The organism is Alteromonas sp. ABH4_457 (genome assembly GCF_056160625.1).
This window is the reverse complement of the sequence record NZ_JBSWXN010000002.1, coordinates 78,265-98,692: the sequence shown is the minus strand read 5'-3', so window position 1 is coordinate 98,692 and position 20,428 is coordinate 78,265. Positions and strand designations below refer to the sequence as shown.

Annotated in this window: 17 protein-coding genes; 6 read left to right on the top strand and 11 right to left on the bottom strand. The window is 49.2% G+C overall.

The window, feature by feature from the left end:
* Positions 1-28: 28 nt before the first annotated feature.
* The 7 genes from aroB to pilM form a co-directional block, all read right to left on the bottom strand.
* Positions 29-1,096: a 3-dehydroquinate synthase gene (aroB, locus tag ACXAGR_RS03675; RefSeq protein ID WP_119502740.1), complete on the bottom strand. Its 1,068-nt coding sequence runs from the start codon at positions 1,094-1,096 to the stop codon at positions 29-31.
* A 29-nt stretch (positions 1,097-1,125) separates the two neighbouring features.
* Positions 1,126-1,641: a shikimate kinase AroK gene (gene aroK, locus ACXAGR_RS03670; protein ID WP_119502739.1), complete on the bottom strand. Its 516-nt coding sequence runs from the start codon at positions 1,639-1,641 to the stop codon at positions 1,126-1,128.
* 283 nt (positions 1,642-1,924) lie between these two features.
* Positions 1,925-3,703, bottom strand: coding sequence for a type IV pilus secretin PilQ (locus ACXAGR_RS03665; protein WP_474848198.1), 1,779 nt, complete (start codon positions 3,701-3,703; stop codon positions 1,925-1,927).
* Complete coding sequence (locus ACXAGR_RS03660; protein WP_232373409.1) at positions 3,696-4,247, bottom strand: pilus assembly protein PilP; 552 nt, start codon at positions 4,245-4,247, stop codon at positions 3,696-3,698. Before ACXAGR_RS03660 ends, ACXAGR_RS03665 begins: the two co-directional genes overlap by 8 nt.
* Positions 4,244-4,855: a type IV pilus inner membrane component PilO gene (locus tag ACXAGR_RS03655; RefSeq protein ID WP_119502737.1), complete on the bottom strand. Its 612-nt coding sequence runs from the start codon at positions 4,853-4,855 to the stop codon at positions 4,244-4,246. Before ACXAGR_RS03655 ends, ACXAGR_RS03660 begins: the two co-directional genes overlap by 4 nt.
* Positions 4,852-5,439, bottom strand: a complete 588-nt coding sequence (locus tag ACXAGR_RS03650; protein ID WP_474848196.1) for a PilN domain-containing protein — start codon at positions 5,437-5,439, stop codon at positions 4,852-4,854. Before ACXAGR_RS03650 ends, ACXAGR_RS03655 begins: the two co-directional genes overlap by 4 nt.
* On the bottom strand, positions 5,427-6,494 hold the full coding sequence (gene pilM / locus ACXAGR_RS03645; protein WP_119502735.1) for a type IV pilus assembly protein PilM: 1,068 nt from the start codon (positions 6,492-6,494) through the stop codon (positions 5,427-5,429). The genes ACXAGR_RS03650 and pilM overlap by 13 nt, the downstream gene beginning before the upstream one ends.
* Before the next feature lie 141 nt (positions 6,495-6,635).
* Here pilM and ACXAGR_RS03640 point away from each other — a divergent pair, with 141 nt between their 5' ends.
* Both ACXAGR_RS03640 and ACXAGR_RS03635 read left to right on the top strand, forming a co-directional pair.
* A complete protein-coding gene (locus ACXAGR_RS03640) occupies positions 6,636-9,323 on the top strand; it encodes a penicillin-binding protein 1A (RefSeq protein ID WP_474848194.1) in 2,688 nt (895 codons plus the stop codon).
* Between the two features lie 50 nt (positions 9,324-9,373).
* On the top strand, positions 9,374-11,065 hold the full coding sequence (locus ACXAGR_RS03635) for an NAD-dependent malic enzyme (protein ID WP_474841452.1): 1,692 nt from the start codon (positions 9,374-9,376) through the stop codon (positions 11,063-11,065).
* Positions 11,066-11,233: 168 nt separating this feature from the next.
* Here the strand turns inward: ACXAGR_RS03635 and ACXAGR_RS03630 are convergent, their stop codons facing one another.
* Positions 11,234-12,592, bottom strand: coding sequence for a CsgG/HfaB family protein (locus tag ACXAGR_RS03630; protein WP_303572021.1), 1,359 nt, complete (start codon positions 12,590-12,592; stop codon positions 11,234-11,236).
* Positions 12,593-13,208: 616 nt separating this feature from the next.
* Here ACXAGR_RS03630 and ACXAGR_RS03625 point away from each other — a divergent pair.
* The 4 genes from ACXAGR_RS03625 to ACXAGR_RS03610 all read left to right on the top strand — a co-directional run bounded on the left by ACXAGR_RS03625 (position 13,209) and on the right by ACXAGR_RS03610 (position 16,512).
* The gene (locus ACXAGR_RS03625; RefSeq protein WP_474848191.1) at positions 13,209-14,213 is read left to right on the top strand and encodes a DUF4382 domain-containing protein; all 1,005 of its coding nucleotides are present in this window, start codon (positions 13,209-13,211) and stop codon (positions 14,211-14,213) included.
* Positions 14,214-14,402: 189 nt separating this feature from the next.
* Positions 14,403-14,933, top strand: a complete 531-nt coding sequence (locus ACXAGR_RS03620; protein ID WP_474848189.1) for a YgjV family protein — start codon at positions 14,403-14,405, stop codon at positions 14,931-14,933.
* Positions 14,933-15,538, top strand: coding sequence for an FMN-binding negative transcriptional regulator (locus tag ACXAGR_RS03615; RefSeq protein WP_474848188.1), 606 nt, complete (start codon positions 14,933-14,935; stop codon positions 15,536-15,538). The genes ACXAGR_RS03620 and ACXAGR_RS03615 overlap by 1 nt, the downstream gene beginning before the upstream one ends.
* 74 nt (positions 15,539-15,612) lie before the next feature.
* The gene (locus tag ACXAGR_RS03610) at positions 15,613-16,512 is read left to right on the top strand and encodes a hypothetical protein (RefSeq protein ID WP_474848186.1); all 900 of its coding nucleotides are present in this window, start codon (positions 15,613-15,615) and stop codon (positions 16,510-16,512) included.
* A gap of 57 nt (positions 16,513-16,569) precedes the next feature.
* Here the strand turns inward: ACXAGR_RS03610 and ACXAGR_RS03605 are convergent, their stop codons facing one another.
* The 3 genes from ACXAGR_RS03605 to argH form a co-directional block, all read right to left on the bottom strand.
* Positions 16,570-17,427 carry an alpha/beta hydrolase gene (locus ACXAGR_RS03605; RefSeq protein WP_474848184.1) on the bottom strand — a complete coding sequence of 286 codons (858 nt, stop codon included), beginning with the start codon at positions 17,425-17,427 and terminating at the stop codon, positions 16,570-16,572.
* Positions 17,428-17,720: 293 nt separating this feature from the next.
* Positions 17,721-19,031, bottom strand: coding sequence for an amino-acid N-acetyltransferase (gene argA / locus ACXAGR_RS03600; protein ID WP_474841440.1), 1,311 nt, complete (start codon positions 19,029-19,031; stop codon positions 17,721-17,723).
* An 8-nt stretch (positions 19,032-19,039) separates the two neighbouring features.
* Positions 19,040-20,422 carry an argininosuccinate lyase gene (argH, locus tag ACXAGR_RS03595; RefSeq protein ID WP_474848182.1) on the bottom strand — a complete coding sequence of 461 codons (1,383 nt, stop codon included), beginning with the start codon at positions 20,420-20,422 and terminating at the stop codon, positions 19,040-19,042.
* Positions 20,423-20,428 lie beyond the last annotated feature (6 nt).

The window sequence follows — 20,428 nt, the reverse complement described above, 5'->3', positions numbered from 1 at the left end:
CTGGCGATACTTATGCGCAGGTTGCCGGTCAGCGAAGAAGTTGCGTTAAAATTTCGTCGCTGACGTCTTTAGTCACAACCGCATGTCCGATACCTTGCGGAATAACAAAACGGATATTACCCGCTTCGACTTTTTTATCCCGGCGCATATGCTTCATATAGGCATCTTTGTTCATGCTGTCGGGACCCGCTACCGGAAGGTCGAACGCTGCCATCAGGGCAATAACCCGACGACTTTCTGACGCATCCATCCAATTCAGTGCTTCTGCAGCCTGACACGCAATTACTGTACCAGCTGCTACGGCTTCACCGTGCAACCAATTTCCATATCCCTGTTCTGCTTCGATAGCATGACCAAATGTGTGACCGAGGTTAAGTATGGCACGCAATCCGCCTTCCCGCTCATCCTTGGCTACCACGTCTGCTTTTATCTCACAGCAACGGTAGATGGCGTCTGCCAGTGTTTTAGTTTCCAGTGTTTTAAGCTTATCGGCATGATCTTCCAACCACTTGAAGAAATTTTTGTCATAAATTATGCCGTACTTAATGACTTCAGCCATGCCGGCCGCAAATTCTCTGGCCGGAAGGGTAGATTGGGTATCAGTATCGATGGCGACAAAAACCGGCTGGTAGAACGCGCCAATCATGTTTTTCCCAAGTGGATGATTAACCGCGGTTTTACCGCCAACGGATGAATCAACCTGAGAGAGCAGGGTGGTGGGAACCTGTATAAACGGAACGCCACGCTGGTAAGACGCGGCAGCAAATCCGCATAAATCACCGATTACCCCACCGCCCAACGCAATAAGGGTGGTATCTCTGGCAGCATTCATCTCCAGCAGACGTGTCATGATAACGCCGAATTGTTCCAGAGATTTATGTTGCTCACCATCGGGGATAATGATGGTTTCAATATGCACATCGCCACAGGCTGCTTTTGCTTTTTCAAGATAAAGCGGTGCCACTACATCATTAGTAATAATGACAGCCAGCGGGCCTTTGATATAAGGAGAGAGAACAGCAGGCTTTGAGAGTAAGCCCGCTTCTATGTGAATCGGGTAGCTACGATCTCCGAGTTCTACAGTTAACATCGACATCACGCAGCGCCCCTATTCCTGAATGTTACTTATAATCCGATTTTGCTGATGATTTGGTTAGCTACCGCACGGGCAGACTGATCATCAGTATCAACAATGTAATCCGCCACTTCTTCGTAAAGCGGGTTACGTTCCTCAGCAAGGTTACGCAGGATTTGCTCCGGTTCACCTTTTTGCAGCAGAGGACGACGCTTGTCACGTTGAGTACGGGCGACTTGCTTGTCGATAGTAGTTTGCAGGTATACAACGATACCCCGGGCAGATAAACGGTTACGCACAGCTTTATTGGTTACTGAACCGCCACCTGTCGCCAACACGATACCTTGCTTGTCCGTAAGATCGTTTATGACGTTTTCTTCGCGCTTGCGGAAACCTTCTTCACCTTCCAGGTCAAAAATCCATGTAATATCAGCACCGGTACGGCGCTCAATTTCCTGGTCGGAATCAAAAAAATCTAGGTGAAGTTCGTCTGCAAGGTGTCTGCCGATGGTGCTTTTGCCAGCACCCATGGGGCCAATTAAAAAGATATTACGTTTTTCAGCCATATTTGCTTATATCACAACTTTTATTCTGTTAGGGGTAGTGGTCTTGCCTTCGGGACTACCCATTCACTTGCGCCCGTTCACTTCAACAACAGGCACAACGCTTAAAACCTCGCTTTATTTTCGAGAGCGGGATTATCTCAGTTTCACGGGCAGCGATGCAAGTTTTGTTGTACTTTTAATCGATAGACTTTGAAATCAGCACGTTAGCGCTATAAATAACAACGACAGACCGGTTAACTGGTCTGCCGTTCGGGGTTATTTTGACGTTACGTTGTGAAAAGTCTTACAAAGATTCTGTTACGATCTTCGGTGTGACGAAAATGAGCAGCTCCCGTTTCTGATACACAGAGGCGTTTCTTTTAAATAAATTTCCAACTACCGGTAAATCGCCGAATAACGGCACTTTGGATACATCTGAGGTACTGGTTTGCTGGAAAATACCACCCAGCACCACAGTTTCGCCATTATCTACCAGCACTTGTGTCTGGATTTCCTGCGTATCAATGGCAACCGCCGGGCCGGTAGATGTATCAACCGTTTCACCACGGGTATCCTGAGTAACTACCAAATCAAGAATGATCCGGTTATCAGGGGTAATGTGTGGTGTCACTTTAAGGCTCAGTACCGCTTTCTTAAACTCTACTGACGTAGCGCCGCTGGAGGTCGCCTGTACATAAGGAATTTCTGTACCCTGCTCAATATAAGCTTCATGCTGGTTAGCGACTGTAATACGGGGACTGGCAATGATTTCACCTTTATTCTCCGACTCCAGTGCTGACAGCTCCAAATCCAGGATGTTACCGTCTATTAAATCGGCAATCTGAAAACCAATGCGGGCGACACCTGTGGTGGTTACCGGCAGGTTCACATTCAGCCGGTCAGAAATGTCCGGTACGCTGCCAGAGGACGCAGAATCCGCACCTTCCAGTGAACCTGAAATCGCACCGTTGCTTTGGGTATCTGTGATACCCCAGCGTACGCCGAGTTCTTCATCAACATTGTCACGTACCGTGACCATACGGGATTCGATGAGTACCTGCTTGACCGGAATATCCAGCGCATCAATAACAGCGCGGGCTTCATCGATAGACTCCTGAGTATCTTTCAGCAACAGCGTGTTGGTACGTTCATCTACTGTGACTGAACCACGGTCTGACAAAATGCCGCCATCCTGCGATTTCAGGATTTGCGCAATGGCATCCGCCTTTGCGTAATTCACCGTGATATTCGATGTAGTCAGCGGTGCCAGATCTGACACCTGCTTTTTCGATTGTAACTGGGCAGTTTCCCGCGCGGTCAATTCTTCTGCAGGAGCAACCAGCAGAATATTGCCTTCCATGCGCTTATCCAGCCCTTTGATTTTAAGAATCATCGCCAGTGCCTGATCCCAGGGCACCCCTTCAAGGCGAATAGTTACGTTGCCGGTAACCGTGTCTGTAGTTACCAGGTTGAAGCCATTGGTTTGAGCAATGATTTGCAGCACCTGACGAACCGGTACGTCCTGGAAGTCCAGTGAAATAGGCTTGCCTGAGTATTCCGGATCTTTATCAAGTTCAGCCAGTTCTTCTTTACTCATCGGCTGTAGTTCAATACGCAGAGTATTGCCCTGCTTGCGGTGGCGGGCCAGCACGGTGCCTTTGTAATTGATTACAAGGCTGGCACTTTCTTCGTCCTGGAACGTCTCAATAGACTGCACCTCTGTGCCGAACTGAACCACATCGAGTTCAACCAGCTGGTCATCTCCGAGTTCAGTTTTGGGCAGAGTGATGGTGAGTTTTCCCTGTGCCTCAATGAGTTGCGGCGAAAAGTTGTCGTTATCAAATTCGATAACGGTGACAGCCATGTTGTCGGCTTCACGGGAAAAATCGATATTGGTCAGGGTTGAGTTGAAGATCTTATCGACTTCAGCGTAAGGATCCAGCAGTACGGTTTCCTGTTCCTGGGCAATAGCCGGCGCAGCCAGGACATTAAAAATCACCAGCGCAGCCACAGAGCCACCCACCCAAAGCCATCTGCGGCTCCGGTTGTGCAGCTTTTTATTGAAAAGGTATCGCTCAGACATTGTTATTATCTCCTGCCGCTGCATTCATCGACAGCGTGGTTTGTTCCCGTTGCCAGCATCCCGCTCCGTCGGGTAGCAATTGTTCAATAATAATGGATTCGGTGCCAATTGACTTAATTTTTCCGTAAAACAAACCGACATGACTTCCTTCACGGGCTTTTAACAGGCTGCCCTCGTTGGTCTTGAACAATACCCAGCGTACACCCTGCGTGCTAAATGTGCCAGATAACGTCAGAGAATCAAGACCATACTTCTCAAGTTCTTCTTTTCTGCGGTCAAAATCAGGCTGTAAACAATTGTTGTTTGTGGCGACGACCACCGGAGAGGTGCGATCCACCGGACGGGCGAAAGGGCTTCTGAAAGAAGAGGCTTCATATTCAAAAGCAGGTTGGGATTTGAACTCAGGGTACGGGTCAACCTGTACCTGCGTTGTAGCTTTTACCTGCTGGATATACGACACCAGGTCGTCCACCCGTGCGCCACAGGCAGAAAGTACAGAAACCAGTGCTGCAAGCAGAACAAAACGTGACGATTTTAACATCATGGCTGTTTTGCTCCCTGTTGAGAATTCATGGAAGTACGGTAGGTTTTCGCTTGCATCTGCAGGTTCAGACGGTCCGCTTCGTGTACAATCTCAAAATCGTGCAGAGTAACGATCCTTGGTAAATCGGCTATTTCAGACACAAATTCACCAAAGTTGTGATAGCCGCCTGATACCTCAATTTCGATAGGTAATTCAGTATAGAATTCTTTCGGCACTTCCTGCTGCCAGTTCAGTAACTTAAAAGTCAGGCCTGACGTAGTACCTACGTAGGTAATGTCGTCCAGTAGTCCCGGCGTTTCGTTACTGGTGGGCAGTGAACGTAGCATGGTAGAGAAATCGGCTTCAATTTGCTTTAACTGTTCCATGTAAGCATTGAGGTTCACCGCGATACGGTATTTGGCCTGGAACTGCATTTTCAGTTCCTGCTCTTCAATTTCTGCCTGTTCAAGCACAGGGAGCTTAGGTTTTACAATGAACCAGTAGCTCAATGCACCAACCACGATAATCACGAACAGCATAACCACCAGTTTGACTTCTTTCGACCAGATGGCGACTTGTTCGAAGTCCAGTTCGTTGAGTTCTTTCAGCTTACTAAAATCAAAACTCATTTTTTATTACCTCCCGCAGAAGGTTGTTCAATGCGTGGTGCAACTTCCGGGCTGATATTAAATTTAAGTGTGAAGTCGCTTACTGCGTCACTGGCCGATGTGTCTGCTTTAATAGATGACAATTCACCGCCCGAAAATACCGGAGAGTTATCAAGCCGGCGCATAAAATCTGACAGGCGGTTATTGGAATCACTCAGCCCCTGTATTTCAATACTGTTCCCCAGTCTTCTCATGGAAGTAAAAGACACACCGGCTGGCAGGATTCTGGCCAGCTCATCAAACACCGAGGGAGCAACGTTCCGGCTGACCTGAAGCTGTTCAATCAGTGCCATGCGCTGTTCAATCGCTTTCTTCGCTTCTTTAATTTTCTGGATTTCTGCAATTTGCTTATTCAGAACAGCAATTTCTTGTTTGAGGTAATTATTGCGGGAATTCTGATTACGGATTTGTGCATCAATGACCTGACCCACAGCCCAGAAAATTGCACCGACAAAAATGGCGATGCCAAGAATAAGGATCAGATACTGTTGTTTTTGTTGCTGGCGTTGTTTTTCCCGCCACGTAAGCAGGTTTACATGTGCCATTCGCTAAAGCTCCGGCTGGCCAGACCCGCGGCAAGGGCAAGCTGGGGGGCCAGCGCCGCCAGTTTTTCCTGATCGAGTTTGGGATTAACGGTCATACCTTCAAAAGGATTAAATACTTCTATTTCCATACCCAGGTCCTGTCTCAATGACTCGACAAGTTCCGGTATGGTGGCACCGCCGCCGGCGAAGACAATTTTCTCCGGGCGATCACCGTGTAATGTAGACACGTACATTTGAATGGCCCGCTGGATCTGTTGCTGCAGATTGGCAGCAAAAATGGGCAGAGTATCCTGTTGCCAGTTACCCGGCAGCGTGCCCAGCAGAATTTGTTTTTCTACCTCGTCGGGCTCCATCATATTGATGGCCGCGAGATCCTGAATCAGCATATTCATGCCAAAAGCATGTTCTTTGGTGTAAATCACTTCACCGTTCTGCCATACACAGATTTGCAGCAGTGAAGCTCCCAGGTTGATACAGCAAATCTTCTCGTCCTCATTTTCCAGAGGATGGAAGTAAAACAGTGCATTACCCAGCGCATAACCTTCCATATCAACCACTTTAGGCTCGAAGGGAACTTCTCTTACCAGAGTAATACGGCTGTCGACCAGGTCTTTGTGGGCAGCAGAAAGGAGCACATTGTCTTTGCCGGGGTAGGTTTTACTGGGGCCGAGTACTTCGAAGTCCAGATACACTTCCTCGAGAGGATAGGGGATCAGGCTGTCTGCTTCGATTTCAATCTGACCTTCCAGTTCGAAATCAGACTGTTCCGGGTCCATGTGTACCACTTTACTGATCACAGACGAGCCCGCTACGGCAATATTGACCGCTTTAACCTTCGTTTTCAGTACTTTCTTAATTTTCTTCAGCGTAATACTGATGGCGTCGAAATCTTTGATTTCACGCTCGGAAAACGCCCGTTTCGAGATGGGCTCGCATGCGAACGCCTGCAGCACAAAGCCTTTGGCATTGCGTTCAATCAACACTGCTTTTATTTGACGAGTGCCTATGTCAAGGCCCACAATAGGTGGCAGCTTTTTCTTAAACAGCGATTTCATTTGCTGGCGTCCGGAATTTCAGAATTAATACTCTAAGGTAGAATGTAACGCAAAATATTTAAACTGTATGGTTATGATACAGGTACATAGGTATAAATTTCTGACACTAACCGGCGTAACACTCTTGGTAATGAAAACTTCGTGAAGTACATAAAATCCCTTTTTCTGATTGCAATTATTGGCGGCACGCTAGGCGTAGCGGCACTTGCCGGTATTTATTTTTATATCAAACCAGACCTGCCAAGTGTTACTGTCCTGAAGGATGTACGCTTACAAACACCCATGAGAATTTATACCTATGATGGAAAATTAATTTCTCAATATGGAGTTAAACGGCGGATCCCGGTAAAACTTGAGGACGTACCTGAAAAATTGATTCAGGCGGTAATTGCTACGGAAGACAGCCGTTTTTATGAACACTATGGTATCGATCCTATCGGTGTGGCACGGGCGGCTTTCAATTTAATTATCACCGGTGAAAAGCAGCAGGGCGCCAGTACGCTCACCATGCAGCTCGCCCGCGGATTCTTCCTGACCCGCGATAAAACCTTCATCCGTAAGATCAAAGAAATTTTCATTGCGATTCACATGGAGCAGGTGCTGAGTAAGCAGGAAATCCTCGAGCTATACCTGAACAAAGTTGAACTTGGTCACCGTGCATTTGGCTTCGGTGCCGCTGCCCAGGTGTATTACGGGAAGAATTTAAAAGAACTGAACCTTGCCCAACTCGCTACGATTGCCGGTTTACCGCAGGCGCCATCGGTGCTGAATCCTGTAAGCCGGCCGGAACGTTCGGTTGAGCGCCGGCGTATTGTGTTATTACGTATGCTGGATGAGGGCTTTATCACGAAGGCTGAGTTTAATGAAGCCGCCGGTGCGCCGGTAACAGCACGTAAACACGGCGCTGAAATAGATCTCGACGCCCCGTACCTTGCTGATCTGATCTACAACGAGATGGTTGAAATCTACGGGAAGGAAGAGGCTGAAACCGGGGGATATCAGGTATATGCCACTGCGCCGTCTGATATTCAGCAAGCGGCACAGGATGCAGTTGTACGTAACTTACACGACTATGATGAACGTCATGGTTACAGAGGCCCGGTGACCTGGTTGTGGAACAAGCCTGCGAAAGATGAGGATGATGAGCCGGAAGAAAATCCTCTGGCCCTGACCGATCAAAACAAACAATGGACGCCGGATGAAGTGCGAACTGCGCTGGATGCGGTGCCGCATTTCCACCCGCTGGTGCCTGCGGTGGTCACGCAGGTCTTTGATCCTGCCACACCGGAAGAAGAGCCGTCGATAACAGTGACCGACCTGAATGGCGTAGAGCGTTTGATTAACTGGGAAGGTCTCGATTGGGCCCGTCCTTACATTACCGATTCCCGTCAGGGAGATGAACCTGAAACCGCATCGGATATTGTTTCTCCCGGTGCTGTGATTTATATCCGCATGCAGGACGAGCAGTGGCGGCTGGCACAAATTCCGGCGGTCAGCGGTGCTCTCATTGCTCTCAATCCTCATAACGGTGCGGCTGAGGCTGTGGTTGGCGGCTACAGCTTCTATCAGAGCCAGTTTAACCGTGCTACCCAGGCCAAGCGTCAGGTAGGTTCAAATATTAAACCCTTTATCTATTCCGCTGCGCTGGAAAATGGCTATACCCTGGCATCCGTCATTAATGATGCGCCGATTAATCAGTGGGATGCCACCACCGGCGTGGCCTGGCGTCCGCAGAACTCACCTCCGGAATACGACGGACCAATCCGTATGCGTGTGGCACTGGGTAAATCGAAGAACGTGGTCTCAGTGCGTTTGCTACGGGGTGTGGGATTACAAAAAGCCAGAGAGCATCTGGCAAAATTTGGCTTCGATAAAGACGAAGTGCCTAACGATGAAACCGTGTCACTGGGTTCCGGCGCGCACACGCCGCTGGAAGTCGTAAGGGCCATGTCTGTTATCGCCAACGGCGGTTACCTGATTACTCCATACTTTATAGACCGTGTGCTCAATGAGCAGGGAGAGCAATTGTGGCAAGCTTCTCCGGCGTGGGCGTGCAACCCGTGCTCTGAAAGCGGTGAGCAAATAGCGGGCGCGGCTGCTCAGGACTACAGTGAAGACAATGTAGAGGCTATGCTGGAAGCCCAGCTGAATGCTGAGGGCGGTCTGGGCAAAGGCTTGCCGGTCACAACTGACGATTCAGCAGAAAAGCGCTCAGCACCAAGAGTGATCAGTGCACAAAATGCCTTCCTGGTAGCTGATATGATGCGAACCGGTGTACGTGCCAATGGCAGCTGGAGCAAGAAAACCTACTGGATGGGTACTGGCTGGCGGGCGAGAAATATTCTGCAGCGGGATGACCTGTCGGGCAAAACAGGTACAACCAATGATGCGCGGGATACGTGGTTCAGCGGATTTCATCGGGACATTATCGCAACAGCCTGGGTAGGATTTGACGATATGAACCGTAATCTTGGCCGCTCTACCCGTAATCAGAATCTGATCAACCGTAATCCTGAGAAGTTTAACTGGCTGGGTAATGCCATGATTGGTGGTGAAGATGGCGCGAAAGCGGCGCAACCTGCCTGGATCCGGTTTATGCAGAAAATACTCGATGGTGTGCCGGAAGAACCGATGGCCATTCCGGAAGGAGTGGTACGAGTTCGTATCGACAGGGGCACAGGAAAGTTGACCAGACGAACAGACCATACGACACTATTTGAATACTTTGCGCAAGGCACCGAACCGAAGGTGTTCGTGCTTGACGATGAAATCGTCGATCCTGCACAAGGTGACGAAAACGCAGCGCCCGAGCCAGAGGAAATCTTTTAGGCGAGAAGGTTTTGGCCGGGCTACATTCCCAACAATAAATCGGATAAACAATGTCAGACGAGTCAAACCGATATTTATATATACCCCACGCTGGACCCTCACTGTTAGAAACGCCCTTGTTGAACAAGGGCAGTGCTTTTACGGCCCGTGAACGGGCCTCTTTCAACCTGACCGGATTACTTCCGCCAAGGTATGAGTCAATCGAAGAACAGGTTGAACGTGCGTTCATGCAATACAGTTCTTTTGATGATGCTCTGAATAAGCACATCTATCTGCGGGCCATTCAGGATAATAACGAAACCCTGTTCTATCGCCTTATCCAGTCACATATTGAAGAAATGATGCCCATCATCTACACCCCTACAGTAGGTGATGCCTGTGAGCAGTTTTCTGACATCTATCGCAGTTCCCGCGGACTTTTTGTTTCCTGGGAAGAACGTCATCAACTGGATGATATCGTCAGGAACGCAACAAAACGTAAAGTAAAAGTGATTGTTGTGACTGACGGTGAGCGGATCCTGGGTCTCGGTGACCAGGGGATCGGCGGCATGGGTATTCCAATCGGTAAACTGTCGCTGTATACCGCTTGTGGTGGTATCAGCCCGGCATACACGTTACCTGTCATGCTGGACGTGGGTACCAACAACGAAAAACTGTTAAACGACCCGATGTACATGGGCGCGCGCCATCCGCGTATCGGTCAGGAAGAATATGACGAATTTGTCGACATGTTCATTAAAGCGGTTAAACGCCGCTGGCCGGAAGTAATGATTCAGTTCGAAGATTTTGCTCAGCCAAATGCGATGCCTTTATTGCAACGCTACCGCAACGAAATCTGCTGTTTCAATGATGACATTCAGGGCACCGCAGCGGTGACTCTGGGTACCATTCTGGCAGCCTGCCGGACCACTCAGCGCAAATTGTCTGAGATGAAAGTGGTCTTTGTCGGTGCCGGCTCAGCAGGTTGCGGTATTGCAGAAATGCTGATCCAGCAAATGGTGTCGGAAGGACTGACTGATGCGCAGGCGCGCAAGCAGGTCTTTATGATTGACCGTTTTGGCTTGCTGACCGAAGGTATGGAAGGCTTACGTGACTTCCAGGCGAAGCTGCAGCACAGTCAGGAAGACATTGCAGGCTGGACGTTCTCCGGTAAATTCCCGTCGTTGCTGGATGTGATGCATTGTGCTCAGCCTGATGTGCTGATAGGTGTGTCCGGTCAGCCGGGTCTGTTCACTGAGCAGGTTATCCGCGCAATGAAGAGTCATTGCGAACTGCCCATTATCTTCCCGTTGAGTAATCCGTCACGACAGGTTGAAGCCCGGCCTGAGCAAGTTATTGAGTGGACAGACGGCGAGGTCATCATTGCTACCGGCAGCCCGTTCAAACCTGTTGAGTACAACGGTAAGGTGTATCCTGTTGCCCAGTGTAACAACAGTTATATCTTCCCGGGGATTGGCTTGGGTGTTATTGCGGGTAAGGCAAAGCTCATCAGTGATGAAATGTTGATGGCAGCCAGTAATGCGCTGGCGTCGGCATCACCTATGGCTAATACCGGTGAAGGCTGCTTACTGCCGCCACTTACTGAAATTGCAACTCTGAGCAAAGACATCGCCTTTGCCGTGGCGAAAGTGGCTATGGAGCAGGATCTGGCGCTGGAAATGACGGACGAGGCCCTGAAAGCGAGTATTGAGAAAAACTTCTGGCAGGCTGAATACCGCCCGTATAAGCGGGTAAGTATTTAAGCACAGTAAAGCCGGAGCCGCTAATACCAGTATAAAGCATACCGGTATTATTCAGCGCCGGCCGCATTGACTGCGAATAAAAAAAGACCGTGCAACGCAAGTTGTACGGTCTTTTCGTTTTTAAAGATGCAACCCCTTGGAGATGAGTTCCTTCGGTTATCCTTTCGCTTAAATCCCTTCAGGGAAGAGCGATTCTTTGGTTACTACCTGAATGCTTTCGATGATACTGCGGACATCCGGATCTAATTTTTCATTTTTAAGGGCCAGCATCCGGTTACGTTCAAATAGCTCTGTATGTTGTTCAATGCGTTTACCCATTTTACTCCAGGCCTGAGCCCTTGCCTGATATGGCCAGGCTTCCAACTCGATGCGTTGTGAATCCAGTTGTGTTAGCAACATTGACGCAACTGAAGCAATAGTCATACCTCCAAATATGCTTGAATCTGTTTTGTCAGGATCTATGGACACGAAAGTAGTCATCATCGGACCATAGGTTTTTAACCAGTCGTAATATTTGTTGAAAGCCTGCTCATCATACTCATCAACAGCAAAGTTGTACGACTCACGTTCAGATACGGTCACCCGTGTAGGTGTAGGGTCTACATAAACGGCAGTGGTGGTTGTGGCTGTGGTAACGATAGGACCGGCATCCGTCGCTTCGGGCATGGCGTCATCTGCGCCGCCTACCGTTAGCAATCCGCCTTTACCCAGGCCGCCTTTTACTTCCTGAGCCTTATATGTGCGCAGGGCCATTACCATCTGGTTGTAAGAATCGGCAAACGCAGTTACCAGCATTTTACCTTCCGGTGTTTTCGAGAAACCCCCGGCGCCACCGGCTGCCGCACCAGCAAACATGCCCCCAAACAGACTGAAGTCATGATTCGCTGCGCTGCCTGTGGATGATGAAACCTGAACACCGGAGCGGTTATCAATGAGCAGTAACGAGGTTGCCGCTTCGTTTTTACTGAAGCCGCCGCCCACGATAGAGCCCAGCGCGCCAAATAATGCACCGCCTATGGCTTTACCGCCCTGTGTTTTTTCTGCAAACAACACGGAAGGGCTGAGAGTATAGTCTGCGGCAACCATCTGACCGCCACCAATGTTTGAGCCTGATCGCAACTGTCCGGACTGCATCAACTGCCGTTCAGTATTCATGGCATTCATAGCACGGCCCCGCTCGACAATTACAAAGCAGTTGGATTGCTGAATCATCAGGCGGATCACTGGAATCGTGCTGCCTAATTTAGGGTAGGTCCTGCGGTATTCGGACCACCAGGGTAAAGAAGTGTCTTCAAACACACTGAGTGTACCGAGGGTTTCGTCGCAGTTTTCCAACTGAGTATTATTGTTAGCTGCAGATGCCCCGCCGGCTCCACCACTTACAGCGCCAGAATCACTACCGCCCATTTTAGGACTGGTAGACATACAGGCGGTCGCAAAAAACAAAGCGCTGATAACGGTTATAACGGGTTTGGCGAGGGATTGTACCTGGGATGCACAACCTGAGCCTGGATTATTCCTTTTCACAATCAATTCCTCTGATAGGTGTAATAAGTAAACCGGATCAGGCTGGATTTATGACGATATTAGAAACAACACCCGATTCCGGTGTTGAACAAAAGATGGCGGAGTTGACTGCGCGAACTTATCCATAAGCTTCGGGATGGTCGCAATTCCCTTTTGACGACTCAACAAATTCAAAATAGCACTGCAGGCCAGATGGGACAAGATAATTGATCAAAAAATGATCATAGTATGGGATAAGCAACAATACCTTACACGAGGAACAGGAATTTATCTTCTTGCATGTACCCTTAACTTATTGATCTTTCGTTCGGTGTGAACGGCTTTGCATACAGGTTGAAGAAAAACTGAACGCTCTGCGGCTAAAAAGTAAACGAACGCATACGTAAACTAAAAAACCGCCTGCACGGGCCGGAAAGTGTCGGTACATCGCTACGTTTTCACTTCAAAAATGACTAAGTCACCCACTGTGTTGTTAGTTAATTTTTTGTTTTATAAGCTCTTTTTTTCTTTGGCACACTGCTTGATATGACCATGGCACAGGAACAAATTCTGGTTAACGCCTATATAGAATTTAAGTGATATTGAAACAGCAATGCAGAGAAAACGGAGAATAATAATGAAAAAAGGAGCTGGTGCAGTAATGAAGCGCTATACAAAGAAAATTAGTCGTGCTCTGAAGCAGGCAGGCCCCGCGGCTCTTATTATTTCTTCTGTTTCGCTACTGACTGCCTGTGGTGGTGGCAGTGGTAGTGAAGTGACTCAGGTCGAAGATACAGAAACGTTTTTCTCTAATTTCACACTAAATATCTCAGATGCGCCGGTGGATAACGCCAGTGAAGTGGTCGTATTTTTCAGCACCGTTGAGTTACGCGGGAATGGTGATGCAATCACCATCGATGTCACAGACAGTAACGGCGATCCCCGCGAGATAGATTTGCTTACCCTTCAGGGAAATGCATTTGCATCGTTGATAGAAGATTTTGAATTGCCCGCCGGTGAATACACGCAAATTCGAATCCCTGTGTCTGAAGCGTCTTACGTGGTTATGGATGATGGCACCTGGCCTTTGTCCGTACCTTCCGGTGAAGTGAAGTTAGACGGTTTTACTGCGCTGGCCGGAGAGGAACAGACATTTACCGTCGAATTTGATTTACGTAAAAGCCTGGTGGATCCGCAAGGTCAGGATGAGGTGTTCCTGAAGCCACGGGGAATACGCCTGGTCGATAACAGCGAAGCCGGCGGCATTGAAGGCCGTGTCGGGGAGTCATTGCTGACTCAGGCAGCTTGTTCTGTGAAGTCTGACTTTACTTACGGTAATGCTGTTTACGTATTTGAAGGCACGGGCCTGGATGTGGCCTCCTTAGGGGATGACGCAGACACCAGTGCCACAGATACTGAGTTCCGCCCGGTCGCGATAGCAACGGTTAATACCGAGACCAGTTTCGATCAATCATCTTACGGGCTGGGCTATCTGGAAGCCGGCGATTACACGCTGGCACTGACCTGTCTGGGTCATCTGGACGAGCCTGAAACCGACGATGATAACGAATTTTCTTTTTTAACTGTCAAAGAAGTCACGGTTGCTGCTAACGAAGTAACAATAGCCAACTTTGACAATTGAGCCTGTTTGCGGGCAATGGACTGTCCGCTCTTTTATTCTTATCTGGTGTGAAAGCATCTCAGATTATTCTGAGATTTCACACCAGAGGTTTACATTTGAACCGGCCAGCCAGGCGACTTTGGACAATCATTGCGTGGTGGCTGCTTAGTTGATACTTTAACGGTATCAACGCGTTTACCCTCATCTTACATGACTCTCCCTGAGATAGACTTTGCCCAGGCAGTGGGGCTGCTAAGCTTTGTGCTTGGCATACTGTGCTTTTACCAGAAAGACGACCGGCATCTGAAACTGATGATGGTGGTGATGAACCTTAATCATGCCTTCCACTTTTTCCTTTTGAATGCCATTACGGCAGCCGTAAGCGCGCTGCTGGCCGTTTTGCGAACCGGGTTATCGCTGAAAACCAGTTCGCCGGTGGTGGCTTTCTGGTTCATTGCTTTTACGATGGGGTGGGGGATCTGGCTGGCAGACAGTTGGAAAGACTTGTTCCCCATTCTCGGCAGTTGCGTAGGCACCTATGCGGTTTTTTGTCTCACCGGCATTTCTATGCGCATTGGCTTCATAATTGGTGCATTGTGCTGGCTGACTAATAATATACTGGTGGGGTCTATAGGCACCACGTTGCTGGAACTTACCCTGATTGCGGTGAATTTAAATACCATCCGCCGGCTCTGGCTGCATAAAAAACTTAATGAAGATATCCATGAGGCAGGAACCTGATGTTTATTCCTAAAAACATGCGTATGCCTGCGGGCGGACAAACCTGGTCGTTCATTAAAGCGCACAGCTTCGGTGCGATGATTACACCTGATCTCACCGCCACACATTTACCTTTTGTGGTTCGTGAACAGGAAGGGCAACTGCTGGGTCATATGGCGAAGGCGAATCCTCAGTGGCGGGACACAGATGGTCAGCGGGTGCTGGTGATTTTTTCCGGCCCTCACAGCTATATTTCTCCCCGCTGGTATGCCAGTAAGCCAAACGTCCCCACATGGAATTATGCTGCTGTACATGCTTACGGGACGCTGGAACTTGTTGAGGATGAGGCAAACCTTGCCGCCATGATGACACTGGTGGAAACCTACGATCCGGGACTCACCGGGGATAAAAGTATTATGTCTGACGACTATGTGAATAAGTTATCCGGTGCAACCACCGGATTTCGTATTCAGGTGGACACGCTGGAAGGTAAAGAGAAACTGAATCAGCACAAGTCACAGGCTGATCAGCAAGGCGTTTATCAGGCTTTGCAGCAATCACAAGATACAGACGCACTGGCGCTGGCGAACTACATGAAATCACGGCTATTGGGGACCGGGGAATAATTTCCGGCCCCTGACTTTAATCTGTTATTATCCATTTCCATCTCTAGCGTGACAAAATTCCCCCATAATCCATCATGGTAAAAATCCTGTTTGCTTTTATTGGCCTTGCTGCGTCCGTGGCTGGCATTGTTACGCTCACTGCTGTGCACGATCTTTACAGTAAAAAGCGCGTTAATCTTGATCCCCATCTGCGGGAGATTTCCGGTATCGAGTTCGATAAGAAAGACCGGTTATGGGCGATTAATGATGGTGGCGATGACCCGGTGCTCTATCAACTGGATGACGACGGCAGTATTGTTCGAAAAATCCATGTGACCAACGCGAAAAATATCGATTGGGAAGATATGACGCAGGATGCCTTCGGGCATTTTTTCTTAGGGGATTTCGGCAATAACGATCAGTCCAGAAAATGGCTGACGGTATACAAAATAGAAAATCCAATCGATATTAAAACCGATACGACGGAAGCTGAAATCATCAAATTTACTTATCCGGAAATGGACGGTTCTCCAATCCCGCCGGAACACCGTAATTTTGATTTGGAAGCATTCGTGGAATTTGACCACAATCTGTATCTGTTTACCAAAAACCGTACTATTCCTTTTGACGGTCTGACCAACCTGTACCGTATCGGTGACTATGCCGCGAATTTTGAAGCTGAATTACTGGGCTCATTTCAAACCTGCACCACACTGGAAAAACTCTGTTGGATCACGTCGGCGGCCTTAAACCCTGAAAGGGATATGCTGGTTCTGCTGGACTCCACCAGCTTATGGTTGTTTGAGAACTTTGAAGGAGATAATTTCTTTTCCGGCGATGTCTCACGGATTGATTTAGGTATCGTGACCCAAAAGGAAGCGGTGGCGTTTTATAACAGCAATACCATCGTACTGACCGATGAGGAGTTCAATGGCATTGGTGGGAATGCCTATGTCATCAAGCTGGATGAAGCTGAGATTAAGCGCATCCGCTGATGCCGCTGTCCCTGAGACAGAACAGCGGCTGATAATATATCTGTCAGTGAGAAGTGTTTATCTGGCGAACTGTCTGAATACGTAGGGTAGTGACGCTCCCAGCGTTTCTCCGTGAGACAGGCCCTGAAGCGTAGTCATTTCAGCATCAACACCGGCTGCTTTCAAACGTTCAACCATTCTGGCGGTTTCACCGGCAGGAACCGCTTCTCTGGCTTTATACACGGCAGCCAGTGTTGCGGCATCCCGATCTCCCCGCGGGCGGCGTTTTGCTTCACCGCCAGAACCCGTGACTACTAACAGGCTTTTGTCTTTAATGTCAACCGGGCTTTCCGCTAGCAGGTCTTGCTCCTCAGATAAAATATAGCCTTCTCCCCACCACAGTGACGGATCGACAGGGGCGTAGAACGCGAAGCTGTCTGGCCGGGTAAACAGGGCGTGCAAAACGAAAATACCGCCATAGGAATGACCCCATAATCCCGTCTTCTCAGGGTTAACCGGGGTATTGTCTGAAATGGCAGGAACGACCTTACCGGTGATAAAAGACAAGTATCCGTCTGCGCCACCATACTCTCTGCCGGGACGTTGCTCTTTAGCGCTTAATGCAGACTCATTGACGGCCGGTGTGTAGTCATAGGCGCGGGCATCGCCGTCTATGCGCAGATCGTTGTCATGAGCGAGGAATGCCAGTACCGGCGGGACTGCGCTTTGCGACAGCTCACTTAGTAAGTCTGCAGAAACTTCCATCAGTGCAGCATTACCATCGAGCATGATGAGTAAAGGATAGCCCTTTTCCGGCGCCGGTGCTTCCGGTATCGCCAGGTTCACCCGGTACGCCTTCTGCGTATCGTGTTTTGCGTCGTGTCTGGTGAATTGTAAACGGGTGAAGCGGTAGCCCGGGGCGCCGGTATCAGCCACGGTTTTACCGGTTGTTATAGTAAGATCCGGTTGAGCGTTTACGGGTGAGACGTGACTAAGAGAAAAACTGAAAAGTGAAAAAATCAAAACTCTGATAAACATATTGATAGCCTGAATAACGAAAAACGTGAGTGCGACTGCAAATTGATGCCTGATAACGAATCAGGTAAATGCAACGACCGATTTTACCACTAATGAGAATGATTATCTTTTGCTATTTGATGTGTTCAGGGGATGAGGACAGTGTCATAAAAAAACAACCTGCCGGATGGCAGGTTGTTATACAAAGTAAATTACAGCCCGAGGGTGAAAATCTTCGAGTTACGCTGGAAGTTATACAGTTCCTTTTTCGCCTGCGGCAGTTCGCCGAGATCTGAAGGACGGAAACCGTGTTCCAGAAACCAGTGTGCTGTCAGCGTAGTCAGAACAAACAAGGTATGTATACCTGAATCCAGTGCACGACGTTTCACTTCTTCCAGAATGCGCTCTGCCCGGTTTTTGCCACGGTAGTCCGGGTGTGTTGCCACACAAGCCAGCTCCGCTTTGCCTTCTTCCGGATAGAGATACAGCGCCGCACAGGCGATGATCATGCCGTCACGCACAATGATAATGAACTGATTGATTTCATTCTCAAGGCGTTCACGGGAACGTTTCACCAGCGCGCCACTTTCTTCCAGCGGCTTGATGAGGTTAATGATACCGCCCACATCTTCGATGGTGGCACCACGTAACTGCTCGTAATGGTGCTCCATCACCAGCGAACCGGCACCGTCACGGGTGAACAATTCCTGCAACAATGCACCGTCAGTTTCATAGCTGATACAGTGAGCACGGGGGATGCCGGCTGCCACACTGGTGGTCAGTGCACTTAACACCGTTTGCTCAGTCTGAATTTGCTCTTCAAAAATGAGCTCTTCCAGTTGCGGACGTTCAATGGTGCGCAGTAATTTGCCGTCGTTATGACGAATACCGTCGTCTTTGGAGAAAACGATAATTTTATCTGCTTTTAGTGCAATCGCAGCCTGCGTCGCCACATCTTCATGGGATAAGTTGAACACTTCTCCGGTGGTGGAATACCCCATCGGAGAAAGCAGAACAATCGAGCCGTCATTCAGATGATCGTTGATACCTGTGGTATCAATCCGGCGCACCAGGCCGGTGTTTTCATAATCGATGCCGCTGCGTACACCCATAGGTTTAGCGACGACCAGATTACCTGTACACACGCGAATTTGTGCGCCGTGCATAGGTGAGTTGGGCAGTCCCATGGTCAGCAGTGCTTCTACGTGGCTACGCACTGAACCGGCGGCATCTTTGACGCATTCCAGGGTTTGCTTGTCGGTAATGCGGACACCGTCGAGAAAACGACCTTCGATGCCCCGCATGCTAACCCGTTCGTCAATTTGCGGACGGGCACCGTGCACCAGCACCAGACGTACACCTAAGCTGGCGAGCAGGGCGATATCGTGAATAATGTTGGCAAAGTTACTCTGTTCGATGGCCTCACCACCGAACATCAGCACAAAGGTTTTTCCTCTGTGCGCGTTGATGTACGGCAGCGAGCTGCGAAAGAGTTTTATGCCATCATGATGAGCTAACACCATTTTTCGTGTTACCCCAGCTTATCCAGATTTTCCAGCTCCTGATACAGTGCTTTGGTCACTGTTTCCTGGCTGGTGCCGCCCAGAATATTGCGTTGGTTAACGCCGTATTCCAGTTGCAGTACCGGATACACATCGTCTTCGATTTTATCGCAGATGGCCTGTAAATCAGCCAGCGGTAAATCTTCGATGGCACAGCCTTTGTCGATGGCTGCCAGCACCACTTTACCTGCAATATCATGGCCGGTACGGAACGGAATGCCCTTACCTACCAGATAATCGGCCAGTTCGGTGGCGTTAGCATAGCCCTGCTGGGCGGCTTCACGGCAACGCTCTTCATTCAGCGACAGTGAGTCGAGCACTTCAACAGCAATACACAGACAAATATGCCATTGGTTTACGGTATCAATGGCACCTTCTTTGTCTTCCTGCATGTCTTTGTTGTATGCCAGTGGCAAACCTTTCATGGTAACCAGCAGGCCTTGCAGGCTGCCGAAAACACGTCCGCATTTACCACGCATCAGTTCCAGTGCATCAGGGTTTTTCTTCTGCGGCATCAGTGACGAGCCGGAAGTTACCGCATCACCCAGTTGCAGGAAGCCCGCTTCACCTGAATTATAGAAAATCAGATCTTCAGCCATACGGGAAATATGCATCATACTGGTGGACGCACAGAACAGCAGTTCCAGCACGAAGTCACGGTCTGATACTGCATCCAGGCTGTTCAGGCACGGTGAATCAAAGCCCAGTTCTTCCGCCAGTTCATGACGGTCAACCGGATAGGTGGTACCTGCAAGCGCACCAGAGCCCAGCGGGCACTGGTTCATGCGCTTTTTCAGATCTTTCATCCGTGCCAGGTCACGCTTGAACATTTCCACATAGGCTAAACACCAGTGTGCAAAATGAATGGGCTGGGCACGTTGTAAGTGGGTGTACCCCGGAATAATGGCTTGCTGGTGGCGGCTGGCGGTATTCAGCAATGAGCGGATCAGCGCTTTTAAGTCAGCTTTCAACGAGTCAACGTGTTCACGGACCCATAAACGAAAATCTGTCGCGACCTGATCGTTACGGCTGCGACCTGTGTGCAGTTTACGACCAATGTCACCCAGCTTATCGATAAGTGCCGCTTCCACGAAGCTGTGAATGTCTTCTTCCGGACTGGCGTCGAAATCCAACTCGCCTTTCTCCGCCAGTACTTTCAGTTCAGACAGGGCAGACTCTAACTGCGCCTGTTCATCTTCAGTCAGTACACCGGCTTTCTTAAGACCGCGTGACCAGATAATGGAGCCCTGGATATCCTGTGCTGCCATCACTCTGTCGAACGGCAGGGAATCATTCACCTGCCGGAACATGTTGCTACTGCCTGCCGCAAAACGGCCGCCCCACAATGCCATGATATT

What these genes read in the sequence shown, in the direction of transcription:
- ACXAGR_RS03635 (WP_474841452.1), top strand. Translation starts at nt 9,374, where the DNA reads ATGTCAGACGAGTCAAACCGATATTTATATATACCCCACGCTGGACCC.
- ACXAGR_RS03660 (WP_232373409.1), bottom strand. Translation starts at nt 4,247, where the DNA reads ATGATGTTAAAATCGTCACGTTTTGTTCTGCTTGCAGCACTGGTTTCT.
- aroK (WP_119502739.1), bottom strand. Translation starts at nt 1,641, where the DNA reads ATGGCTGAAAAACGTAATATCTTTTTAATTGGCCCCATGGGTGCTGGC.
- argA (WP_474841440.1), bottom strand. Translation starts at nt 19,031, where the DNA reads ATGGTGTTAGCTCATCATGATGGCATAAAACTCTTTCGCAGCTCGCTG.
- ACXAGR_RS03650 (WP_474848196.1), bottom strand. Translation starts at nt 5,439, where the DNA reads ATGGCACATGTAAACCTGCTTACGTGGCGGGAAAAACAACGCCAGCAA.
- ACXAGR_RS03655 (WP_119502737.1), bottom strand. Translation starts at nt 4,855, where the DNA reads ATGAGTTTTGATTTTAGTAAGCTGAAAGAACTCAACGAACTGGACTTC.
- ACXAGR_RS03665 (WP_474848198.1), bottom strand. Translation starts at nt 3,703, where the DNA reads ATGTCTGAGCGATACCTTTTCAATAAAAAGCTGCACAACCGGAGCCGC.
- ACXAGR_RS03620 (WP_474848189.1), top strand. Translation starts at nt 14,403, where the DNA reads ATGACTCTCCCTGAGATAGACTTTGCCCAGGCAGTGGGGCTGCTAAGC.
- aroB (WP_119502740.1), bottom strand. Translation starts at nt 1,096, where the DNA reads ATGTCGATGTTAACTGTAGAACTCGGAGATCGTAGCTACCCGATTCAC.
- ACXAGR_RS03625 (WP_474848191.1), top strand. Translation starts at nt 13,209, where the DNA reads ATGAAAAAAGGAGCTGGTGCAGTAATGAAGCGCTATACAAAGAAAATT.
- argH (WP_474848182.1), bottom strand. Translation starts at nt 20,422, where the DNA reads ATGGCATTGTGGGGCGGCCGTTTTGCGGCAGGCAGTAGCAACATGTTC.
- ACXAGR_RS03615 (WP_474848188.1), top strand. Translation starts at nt 14,933, where the DNA reads ATGTTTATTCCTAAAAACATGCGTATGCCTGCGGGCGGACAAACCTGG.
- pilM (WP_119502735.1), bottom strand. Translation starts at nt 6,494, where the DNA reads ATGAAATCGCTGTTTAAGAAAAAGCTGCCACCTATTGTGGGCCTTGAC.
- ACXAGR_RS03610 (WP_474848186.1), top strand. Translation starts at nt 15,613, where the DNA reads ATGGTAAAAATCCTGTTTGCTTTTATTGGCCTTGCTGCGTCCGTGGCT.